This is a genomic window from Pseudomonas sp. 05N434 (genome assembly GCF_056396965.1).
This window is the reverse complement of record NZ_JBFTMK010000831.1, coordinates 1-1,450: the sequence shown is the minus strand read 5'-3', so window position 1 is coordinate 1,450 and position 1,450 is coordinate 1. Positions and strand designations below refer to the sequence as shown.

At 62.2% G+C, this 1,450-nt stretch carries 1 protein-coding gene; it reads left to right on the top strand.

Annotation, left to right across the window (positions count from 1 at the left end):
* The coding region (locus tag AC1DLB_RS29865) for an iron-containing redox enzyme family protein (RefSeq protein WP_477786272.1) at positions 1–1,450 on the top strand (1,450 nt) is incomplete at both ends.

Here is a 1,450-nt window from a genome sequence, read left to right as displayed (position 1 = left end):
GCCAGGGGCCAGTCGTATCCAGCGCTACCTGGAATTGCTGCGTCAGCACGCGCTGGCAGATGCTGGCGAAGATCTCTTGCGAGCAGTGGCCGACCCAAGGATCTCGGACGGAGCCTTCAACTTTGCCTCGACCCTGCTCGTATTGGGGCATTTTCCGGAGTCGCTGACGGCCCAGATCCTGGGGATCAACCTTTACCTGCGTCATTGCGGGCTGTTGCCCTCGTTTGAGTTCATCGCCCATAACGAGCCGTCCGCCCGCCAGTTTCTCGATCTGCGTCGCGACCCCGCTGGTAGTGCCGACGATCTTGYCGTGCTCGCCGAAACGGCAGTCCGGGAATTTCTCGTGCAAATGGGCGCTGCCGGAAACGATGGGGTACGCCAAGGCTACCTGTGGGCGCGCCGGCAGGCCGAGGAGATGAACGAAGCGCTGCTCGATGTGCTTGAGCGCTGGCTCGATCCGAGAGAGGCGGCGCGCCACCTGATCAGCCGACGTCGGCTGGATGCTTGTCAATACCACGACAAGACTCAGTTGAATAAGGTGCCGATGAAGCCCTTGCTCGCAGTCGACGACTCCTTGAAGTTTCTCGACCATCTTGCCGCCAGCGCTTACGTGCGGGCGGGCAGGCCGGAATCGAGTCCACTGCTCACCAGCCTGATTTCGCCGCGGGGCAAGATGTTCCGAATCTTCAGTCGCGACGATATTGCCATTCTTCACCGCTGGATCTGCGGCTTGCCTTACTCCGATGCGCCCAGGCAGACCCCGGCTTTCCAGGTATGGAAAGACGACGGAAAACTCGCCGGGGCTCTTCGCGAGGTCGCTGAAACCCAAGCGTTGGTCGCCAGATTCAGCCCGCGACAGGCCTACCCGCGCCTGTTGCGAATGGAGCTCACGCCGTCAGAGGAATCCTATGCCGGTCACTACGTGAAGAGCTGGCTGGCCAGGGCCGCCCGTGGCGTCACCAAGGGGTATTGCTCGTTGCCGGAGCGTTGGGCTCCCGGTGTCCTGCAGCAGTGGTTGCAGGGCCAGCATGAAGCTTCCAACCAGGCACTGGAGCTGGACGAAGAGCTGCCGTCTCGCGATGAGGTGGTCGCCGATATCCTGTCCCTGGCGCCGCTGACAATGATCGACGGGGCCTGGCTGGCCGGGTTCGCCCACCCGGCGGTAGCCTCCACGGCGTACGGCAGCAGACTGTTCGAAACGCTTTTCGATGAGTTGGGCAACGGAATCGAGGCGCAGAACCATCCCGTCATCTACCGCCATCTGCTCAAGGCAGTACATGGCGAGTTGCCGGCCACCGCCGACCCTGGATACGCCAACGCCGCTTGTTTCAACGACGAGAACTTCGAGCTGCCCGTGTTCTGGTTGTCTATCGGGCGATATCCCCAAACCTACTGCCCGGAGATTCTCGGGCTGAACCTGGCGATGGAGCTGTCCGGAGTAGGGGGCGGT